The sequence below is a fragment of the Streptomyces sp. NPDC005266 genome (genome assembly GCF_040607655.1).
Classification (GTDB): Bacteria; Actinomycetota; Actinomycetes; order Streptomycetales; family Streptomycetaceae; genus Streptomyces.
The window spans coordinates 149,912-159,677 of record NZ_JBEXHC010000017.1; the positions used below are offsets into that span (position 1 = coordinate 149,912).

Here is a 9,766-nt window from a genome sequence, read left to right on the forward strand (position 1 = left end):
CAGGGGACGACTCCCTTGCGCCGCCCGTCCTTGTGCCGGTCATGGTAGCCGCACCCCGCTGTTCGCCACACCCTGTCACCGTGATGTCACTGTGCACATAGCAGAAACGCGGTGAGAGACCAGAAGGTTCCCCGGATACCGCGTTCCCACACGTGTTCGGCGACAGTCAGTCAACACCACGACCGGGCCCGGTGTCCCGCCCGGTCACTCCTCTGACATCCACTGCTCCATCACCGCAAGGAGATGATCGGTGTCGACGGGCTTGGTGACGTAGTCCGACGCGCCCGCTTCGATGCTCTTTTCACGGTCGCCCTTCATCGCCTTCGCGGTGAGCGCGATGATCGGCAGCCCGGCGAACTGGGGCATCCTGCGGATCGCGGCCGTCGTGGCGTAACCGTCCATCTCCGGCATCATGATGTCCATCAGGACGAGCACCACATCGTCGTGCTGCTCCAGGACCTCGATGCCCTCCCGGCCGTTCTCCGCGTAGAGCACCTGCAGCCCATGCTGCTCCAGCACGCTGGTCAGCGCGAACACATTGCGGATGTCGTCGTCGACGATCAGCACCTTCTCGCCGTGGAAACCTCCCGCCGGCTCCGGCGCCACCAGGTCCTGGCCGCCCAGCAGCCACGGCTCCGGAGCCTGCGACTGCCGTCCGGCCGCCCGGCGGCCCGCCGCCCGGCCCGGGGGCAGCTCCTGCGGCTGCGGCTCGGGGGCCGGCGGTTCCTCCAGCTCGGCCCGCCGACGCCGCCCGAAGAGCCCGGAGCCGCCGCGGCCGCGCTGTGCCGCCGCGGAGGCGTCCCGTCCGGCCTCCCGCTCCGCCGCGGCGCCGTCCTCCGTCGCGGACTCCTCGGCGCCGGTGTCACGTGGTGACTCCAGCGCCCGGGTGCCGGCCGCGCCGCTGCCGGGGGCGAGCTGCGGGTAGCCCTGGGGCGGCAGCTCGCTGGGGTGCAGCGGCAGGTAGAGCGTGAAGGTCGAGCCGCGGCCCGGCTCACTGGCCGCGTGGATCTCGCCGCCGAGCAGCCGGGCGATCTCCCGGCTGATGGACAGACCGAGGCCGGTACCGCCGTACTTACGGCTGGTGGTGCCGTCGGCCTGCTTGAACGCCTCGAAGATCACCCGCATCTTGCTGGCCGCGATGCCGATACCGGTGTCGGTGACCGAGAAGGCGATCATCTCGGCGTCGGGGTCACGCAGGGCGCCGTGCTCCAGCAGCTGTTCGCGGATGGCGTTGGGCACGTCCGTGCCCGCCGGCCGGATGACCAGCTCGACGGCTCCGGTGTCGGTGAACTTCACCGCGTTGGACAGCAGATTGCGCAGCACCTGCAGCAGCCGCTGCTCGTCGGTGTGCAGCGTGGACGGGAGCTCCGGCGAGACCCGTACGGAGAAGTCCAGGCCCTTCTCCGCGGTCAGCGGCCGGAAGGTAGCCTCCACATAGTCGACGAGCTGGACCAGTGCGATGCGGGTCGGGCTGACGTCCATCTTGCCCGCCTCGACCTTCGACAGATCCAGGATGTCGTTGATCAGCTGGAGCAGATCCGAGCCCGCGCCGTGGATGGTCTCGGCGAACTCCACCTGCTTCGGCGAGAGATTGCCGTCCGCGTTGTCGGCGAGCAGCTTGGCCAGGATCAGCAGCGAGTTGAGCGGGGTGCGCAGCTCATGCGACATGTTGGCCAGGAACTCGCTCTTGTAGCGCATCGAGACCGCGAGCTGCTCCGCTCGCTCCTCCAGCACCTGCCGGGCTTCTTCGATCTCGGTGTTCTTGACCTCGATGTCGCGGTTCTGCCGGGCCAGCCGATCGGACTTCTCCTCCAGCTCCGCGTTGGACGCCTGGAGCGCCTTCTGCCGGTTCTCCAGCTCGGCCGACCGCTCCCGCAGCTGCTCGGTCAGCTCCTGCGACTGCTTGAGCAGCACCTCGGTCTTGGTGTTGACGCTGATGGTGTTGACGCTGGTGCCGATCATCTCGGCGATCTGGTTGAGGAAGTCCTTCTGGATCTGGGCGAAGGGCTGGAACGAGGCCAGCTCGATCACCCCGAGCAGCTGCCCCTCGAAAAGCACCGGCAACACGATCACATGGGCCGGGGCCGCCTCGCCGAGCCCTGAGGCGATCTTGAGGTAGCCCGGTGGCACGTTCTCCACCAGGATCGGGCGCTTCTCCTCGGCGACGGTGCCGATGAGCGTCTCGCCCGGCCGGAAGGACGTGGGCATCGAGCCGTGGGAGTAGCCGTAGGAGCCGACCAGGCGCAGCTCGTAGCCCTCCTCGGAGGTGCTGCCGGCGACGACTGCGGTGCCCTCCCCGGTGGGCACGGCCAGGAAGAACGCGCCGTGCTGGGCGGAGACCACCGGGGTCAGCTCGCTCATGATGAGCCGCGCGACGTCCTCCAGGTCGCGCCGGCCCTGCATCAGACCGGAGATCCGGGCCAGGTTGCCCTTGAGCCAGTCCTGCTCCTTGTTGGCGAGCGTCGTCTCGCGCAGGTTGGCGATCATGGTGTTGATGTGGTCCTGGAGGACCTGGATCTCGCCCGAGGCATCCACGTCGATCTTGAGATTGAGATCGCCGCGGGTCACCGCGGTGGCGACCTCGGCGATGGCACGCACCTGACGGGTCAGGTTGCCGGCCATCTCGTTCACCGACTCGGTCAGATCCTTCCAGGTGCCGGCCACGTCCCGCACCCGCGCCTGGCCGCCCAGCTGCCCCTCGGTGCCCACCTCACGGGCGACCCGGGTGACCTGGTCGGCGAAGGAAGACAGCTGGTCGACCATGGTGTTGATCGTGGTCTTGAGCTCGAGGATCTCGCCCCGCGCCTCGATGTCGATCTTCTTGGTCAGATCGCCCTGGGCAATCGCCGTGGTGACCATCGCGATATTGCGGACCTGACCGGTGAGGTTGGACGCCATCGAGTTCACGGACTCGGTGAGGTCCTTCCAGGTCCCCGAGACGCCCGGCACCCGCGCCTGACCGCCGAGGATGCCGTCCGTGCCCACCTCGCGGGCCACCCGGGTGACCTCGTCCGCGAACGAGGACAGCGTCGTCACCATGGTGTTGACGGTGTCGGCCAGCGCCGCGACCTCGCCGCGCGCCTCGACCGTCACCTTCTTCGTCAGATCGCCGTTGGCGACCGCGGCCGAGACCTGGGAGATGTTGCGCACCTGGATGGTCAGATTGTTGGCCATCAGGTTGACGTTGTTGCTCAGATCCTTCCAGATGCCGGTGACGCCCGGCACCCGGGCCTGGCCGCCCAACTGCCCTTCCGTACCGACCTCACGGGCCACCCGGGTGACCTGCTCGGCGAAGGACGACAGCTGGTCCACCATCGTGTTCACGGTGGTGACGAGCTCCAGGATCTCGCCCTTGGCATCAACGGTGATCTTCTTCGACAGATCGCCCTTGGCGACCGCCGTCGTCACCTCGGCGATGGAACGCACCTGCGACGTGAGATTGTTGGCCATGCCGTTGACGGACTGGGTCAGGTCCTTCCAGGTGCCGGAGACGCCCTGCACCTCGGCCTGACCGCCCAACTGTCCCTCGGTGCCCACCTCGCGGGCGACCCTGGTGACCTCCTCCGCGAAGGACGACAGCTGGTCGACCATCGTGTTCAGGGTGTTCTTCAGCTCCAGGATCTCGCCGCGCGCATCGACGTCGATCTTCTGCGAGAGGTCACCGCGGGCGACCGCGGTGGCGACCTGGGCGATGTTACGGACCTGGGCGGTGAGATTGCCCGCCATACCGTTCACCGAGTCGGTCAGATCGCGCCAGACACCCGCCACACCGGGCACCTGCGCCTGACCGCCCAGCCGCCCGTCCGTGCCCACCTCACGGGCGACCCGGGTCACCTGCTGGGCGAAGTCGGAGAGCTGGTCGACCATCGTGTTGATGGTGTTCTTCAGCTCCAGGATCTCGCCGCGCGCGTCCACCTCGATCTTCTGCGACAGATCGCCGCGGGCGACCGCCGTCGTCACCTGCGCGATACCGCGCACCTGCGAGGTCAGGTTCCCCGCCATCGAGTTGACGGAGTCCGTCAGGTCCTTCCAGGTGCCACTGACGCCGTCCACTCGCGCCTGACCGCCCAGCCGGCCCTCGGTGCCCACGTCCCGCGCCATCCGCGTGACCTGGTCGGCGAACGAGGACAGCTGATCCACCATGGTGTTCACGGTGTTCTTCAGCTTGAGCATCTCGCCGGAGACGTCGACGGTGACCTTCTGCGACAGATCGCCGTTCGCCACCGCCGTCGTCACCTGGGCGATGTTGCGCACCTGTCCGGTGAGGTTGCGGAAGGCGGTGTTCACCGAATCGGTGAGGTCCTTCCACGTCCCCGCCGCACCCGGCACCTGCGCCTGACCGCCCAGCTCGCCCTCGACGCCGATCTCCCGGGCCACCCGGGTCACCTCGGCGCCGAAGGACTGGAGTTGGTCGACCATCGTGTTGACGGTGTTCTTCAGCTCCAGCATCTCGCCGGCCACATCGACGGTGACCTTCTGCGACAGATCGCCGTTCGCCACCGCCGTCGTCACCTGGGCGATGTCCCGCACCTGCGCGGTGAGGTTACGGAAGGCGGTGTTCACCGAATCGGTGAGGTCCTTCCACGTCCCCGCCGCACCCGGCACCTGCGCCTGACCGCCCAGCAGCCCCTCGGCGCCGACCTCGCTGGCCACCCGCGTCACCTCGTCCGCGAAGGTGCGCAGCGTCTCGGTCATGGTGTTGATCGTGTCGGCCAGCTGCGCGACTTCGCCGCGTGCGCTCACCGTGACCTTCTGCGACAGATCGCCATTGGCGACCGCCGTGGTGACCTGGGCGATCCCGCGCACCTGCGCGGTGAGATTCCCGGCCATCAGATTGACCGAGTCGGTCAGGTCCTTCCACACACCGGCGACGCCGGGCACCTTCGCCTGGCCGCCCAGCTCACCCTCGGTGCCCACCTCGCGGGCGACGCGGGTCACCTCGGCGGCGAACGAGGAGAGCTGGTCCACCATCGTGTTGACGGTGTTCTTCAGTTCGAGCATCTCCCCGGCCACGTGAACCGTGACTTTCCGGGACAGATCACCCTTGGCCACCGCCGTCGTGACGAGAGCGATGTCACGTACCTGAGCCGTGAGCCGGGAGGCCATCGTGTTGACGGATTCCGTCAGGTCCTTCCACGAACCCGACATTCCGCGCACCCGGGCCTGACCGCCCAGCTTGCCCTCGGTGCCGACCTCGCTCGCGACCCGCGTCACCTCGTCGGTGAACGCGGAGAGCTGGTCCACCAGGCCGTTGACCGTGCGTCCCACCTTCAGGAACTCACCGCGCAACGGGTGCGCCGAACCGTCGGCGCCCTGCGCGCGCAGGTCCATCCGCTGTTCCAGGTCGCCCTCGGCCACCGCCGACAGCACCCGGCCCACCTCGGACACCGGCCTCACAAGATCGTCCACAAGGGCGTTGGACGCGTCGATAGCCGCCGCCCACTGGCCCTCGCAGGCGCCCGTCTCCAGCCGCTCGGTGAGCTTGCCCTCGCGGCCGACCACCCGCCGCACCCGGGCGAGTTCGCCGGTCAGCTGCATATTGCGGTCCGCGACCTCGTTGAATACGGCGGCGATCTCGGACATGACGCCCTCGCCCGAGACCGTCAGCCGCTTGCGGAAATTTCCGTCCCGCATGGCCGTCATCGCCGTCAGCAGCCGGTTCAGTGCCGCCGTGTCGACCTGGGTCGTCCCATTGCTCCGGGAACGTCCGCCTTTCGCGCGCGTCTTCGTGCCCCGCGCCGCTGCGCCAGACTCCACCGTGTCCCTCCCGCAGGGTTGACCGTCCTCGTCGGGTTCTTCTTCCAGCTTGCCCAGTGTTTCACCCTGGCCCTACCAGGCCATAACAGTTCGGCAGCATCGCACACCGTAGACGGCACACTCTGGGTGGAATCAGTGCCGACCGGCATTCGCGAGGGCCGTGGAGGTAAGTAACCTGGCATCCGGCCAGGGCATCGGAGGGGCGCTGCGACATGGGTGAGCGACATGGGTGAGCAGATCGCCGAGACACAAATGAGGAGACCTGTGATCACCGCGCGGGCAGCCGCCACCTTCGAGCCGGTGGGACGCTCGGTCGCCGCCGCCCGCACCTTCGTCCGGGACACCCTCCAGGGCTGGGGCCTGACCGGCATCGTCGACGATGCCGTCGTCCTCACCAGCGAGCTGGTCACCAACGCCGTGGTGCACGCCGGTACCACCGCCGATGTCGTGTGCATCCGCGCGGACACCGGCGTCCGCGTCGAGGTCGCCGACCGCTACCCCGAGCGCGAACTGCCGCTGCAGAGCAACGGCGGCCACCACTTCGGCAATCCCGACCGCGAGGGCGGCCGCGGACTGCTGCTGTGCGCCGCGCTCGCCGGCCGCTGGGGCGTGGAGTACACGGCCACCCACAAGCACGTCTGGTTCCAGCTCGACTTCCCCGACCGCCCGGCCGGCACCCGGGCCGCCGGCCCCGCGCTGCCCTCCAGCGCCCTGCCCATCGCCGACGCCCGGGTCCGGGTCGCCGTCGTCCAGGTCGACAGCAGCGGGCTCATCAGCGCCTGGAACGACGACGCCCAGGAACTGTTCGGATACACTCCGGAGCAGGTCATCGGCAAGCCGCTGACCGACCTCGCCGCCTGGCCGCACACTCCCGGCACCGGTACGGGCGTCGCCGAGGCACTCCAGCTCTCCCGCTGGGAGGGGTCGTACGGCATCCGTGGCGCCGATGGCCGGGTCGCCCCCGTCTACGCCTCCCACCTGCGCATCCGCGATGCCGAAGGCGAGCCCTCCACCATCTGCCTGCTGGTCCGCGACCGCGAGCGCGCCGTGCTGCAGAGCCCGCTGCGCGGAGTGGCCGCCGACACCGGGGACACCGCGGAGCGCGGACCGGCCTCCGACGCCTTCGAGGTCTTCATCGGCTCCCCGGCCCCCGATGACCTCGACGGACTGCTCCAGCGCACCGTCGAGCGCGCCCGCGACATGCTCGACGGGGACGCCGCCTATCTGCTGCTGGCCACCGACGACGAGACGGAGCTGGAGGTGCGCGCCTCCACCGGGTTGCCCTCCGCCCGCCAGCGCTTCGCCCGCGTCCCCGTCGAGGCCGGCACCGGCCGCTACGGCTCGGCCCGGATGCCCGCCGTCCACGAGGACCTGTCCGCCGTGCCCGGTGCCGTCCCGCTGCTGGTGAACACCGGTATGCGCTCTGTCGTCACCGTCCCGCTCAAGGTCGAGGGCCGGCTGACCGGTTCGCTCGGCGTAGCCGCCGAGGCCCCCGCCCGCTACAACAACGAGGAGGCGCTGCGGCTCCAGTTCGCCGCCGACCGCATCGCGCTCGCCGTCGAGCGCGCCCGCCTCACCGAGTTGGAGCGGCTGCGCCGCGGCTCCCTCTCCTTCCTCGTCGAGGCGTCCGACCTCCTCGCGGGCACCCTCGACCGCGACCAGACGCTGGCCCTCATGGCCCAGATGACGGTGCCCACCCTGGCCAGCTGGTGCGCCGTCTATACGGTCGCCGACCAGGTGTCCGACCCCGAGCTCTCGTATGTCCTGCACGAGGACGAGGACCGGATCGACGGGCTCAAGGCCCTGCTGCTGAAGATCGACCCACCGGAGCAGGTGCCCACCGGCGGCGCGCGCGGCTGGTCCGGCCCCTACGACGCGGCCCACGCCGCGGCCCTGCGCACCTCGCTGCGCAGCCTCAGCCTCGGTGACTCCGCCCGCCCCTCCTCCGGCCCCGGCGCCTCGCTCGCCACCGCCTCCGCGGTCGGCGGCGAGACCGTGGTGCTGCCCCTGGTGGCCCGTAACCGCGTGATCGGCATGCTCGCCCTCGGCAAGCCCACCGACGAGCACTTCCGCCAGGAGAACCTGGAGCTCGCCGAGGACCTCTCCCGCCGGGCGGCGCTCGCCCTGGACAACGCCCGGCTGTACTCGGAGCGCACCGCCATCAGCCAGTCCCTGCAGCGCAGTCTGCTGCCGCCGGAGCAGCCCGAGGTCCCCGGTGTCGAGGTCGAGGTCATCTACCGCGCGGCGGGCGAGGGCAATGAGGTCGGCGGTGACTTCTACGACCTCTTCCCGATCCGCGACGGCGCCTACGGCTTCGCCATCGGCGACGTCTGCGGCACCGGCCCGGAGGCCGCCGCGGTGACCGGTCTCGCCCGGCACGCGCTGCGCCTCCTCGCCCGCGAGGGCTTCGGCGGCCCGGCGGTGCTGGAGCGGCTCAACGCGGCCATCCTCGACGAGGGCGCCCGCAGCCGCTTCCTCACCCTCCTCTACGGGGAGTTGTGGCCCCAGCACGACGGCAGCGCGGTCCTCAAGGTCGTCTGCGCCGGACATCCGCTGCCGCTCCGGCTGCGCCAGGACGGCTCCGTGGAGGCGGCGGCCGAGCCGCAGCCGCTGCTCGGCGTCATGGAGGACCTGGAGCTGTACGAGCAGACGGTGACGCTCGACCCGGGCGATGTCCTGCTGTGCGTCACCGACGGGGTGACGGAGCGGCGCGAGGGAATCAGGATGCTCGGCGACGACGGCCTGATCGATGTGCTGACGACCTGCACCGGGCTCACCGCGGGCGCGGTGGCCGCCCGGGTGCTGCGCGCGGTCGAGCGGTTCGCGGCGGAGCCGCCGTCCGACGACATGGCGATCCTGGCGATGCGCGTTCCCGAGCGGCACGACTCCTGAGGTCCGGCCGGGTGGGGGCAGTGCCCCCACCCGGAGGTCCGAACACGACGAAGGCCCCCGCCACTTGGCGGGGGCCTTCGGATAAGAGCCCCAATACGGAATCGAACCGTAGACCTTCTCCTTACCATGGAGACGCTCTGCCGACTGAGCTATTGGGGCGCGGCAACGGAATAGATCTTACCTGATCTCGAGCGTGGATCCGACCAGCCGCCCCCGGCCGCTCAGGCAGCTGACTGCAACAGCCCACCGAGCGCGTTACAGGCCGACACCACGCGCTGCAACTCCCGCCGCGACATGGAGGCATCGACAGGCAGCGCCAGACACTCGTCAGCCGCCCGCTCCGTCTCCGCGAGCCACAGATCGCGCCGGAACCTCGCCGTGCGGTGTGCGGGCGTCTGTACGGGCACATGGCACACGACGCCGCGAGAGCGCAGCGTACGGGCGAAGGCGTCCCGGTCCGGCCGGCCGTTGCCGGGGACTCGGACAACGTACTGCTGGTAAGTGTGCTCCACGCCGGGGGTAACCGGCGGCGTGATGACCCCGCGCAGCTTCCCGTTCAGATAGGCCGCGTTCGCCTGGCGCGGAAGAATGTCCGCGGTGGACTCGCGCTGCCCCCCGTGCCCGATCACCACCACATCGTGCCGCTGCCCGAGTTCGGTGAGGCGCGCCATGTCGGCCGGGTGCCCAAAGGTGTGTATGGCTACGATCGCCGCGGTCCGGGACGTCAATGCCTCGGCCACCGCGGCGGGGTCTATGCAGAAGGTATGGGCGTCGATGTCCACGAACACCGGTCTCGCGCCGGCCAGCAGCACGGCTTCCGCCGCTTCCGGTGTGCCGTAGGACGGCACGACAACCTCGTCACCGGGTCGTACGTCGGCCCGGGTCAGCTCATGCAACAGCTCATCCGTTGGAGTCCCCATGACCCGCATGGTGCCCACGCAACATGAACACCGAGTGGCCCGTAGCACAACAGAAGAGAGCCCTGTCCGGAACCGAAGTTCCCGACAGGGCTCTCTGCAATGTTTGTTCGGCGGCGTCCTACTCTCCCACAGGGTCCCCCCTGCAGTACCATCGGCGCTGAAAGGCTTAGCTTCCGGGTTCGAAATGTAACCGGGCG

The 9,766-nt window shown here is 69.6% G+C and carries 3 protein-coding genes, 1 tRNA gene and 1 rRNA gene; 1 reads left to right on the top strand and 4 read right to left on the bottom strand.

Going from position 1 to position 9,766, the window contains the following annotated elements; translation table 11 throughout:
- Window positions 1–204: 204 nt before the first annotated feature.
- On the bottom strand, window positions 205–5,757 hold the full coding sequence (locus tag ABZU99_RS26025) for a HAMP domain-containing protein (RefSeq protein WP_355952674.1): 5,553 nt from the start codon (window positions 5,755–5,757) through the stop codon (window positions 205–207).
- Window positions 5,758–6,021: 264 nt separating this feature from the next.
- Between ABZU99_RS26025 and ABZU99_RS26030 the strand changes: the two genes are divergently transcribed.
- Window positions 6,022–8,649 (top strand): SpoIIE family protein phosphatase, encoded by a 2,628-nt coding sequence (locus ABZU99_RS26030; RefSeq protein ID WP_355952792.1) that lies wholly within the window; start codon window positions 6,022–6,024, stop codon window positions 8,647–8,649.
- Between the two features lie 86 nt (window positions 8,650–8,735).
- Here ABZU99_RS26030 and ABZU99_RS26035 read toward each other — a convergent pair.
- From ABZU99_RS26035 to rrf, 3 genes are all read right to left on the bottom strand, one after another.
- A tRNA-Thr gene (locus ABZU99_RS26035) sits at window positions 8,736–8,808 on the bottom strand.
- 62 nt (window positions 8,809–8,870) lie between these two features.
- Window positions 8,871–9,569: a DegT/DnrJ/EryC1/StrS family aminotransferase gene (locus tag ABZU99_RS26040; protein WP_356049683.1), complete on the bottom strand. Its 699-nt coding sequence runs from the start codon at window positions 9,567–9,569 to the stop codon at window positions 8,871–8,873.
- Between the two features lie 105 nt (window positions 9,570–9,674).
- A 5S ribosomal RNA gene (rrf, locus tag ABZU99_RS26045) occupies window positions 9,675–9,766 on the bottom strand; the annotation flags it as partial.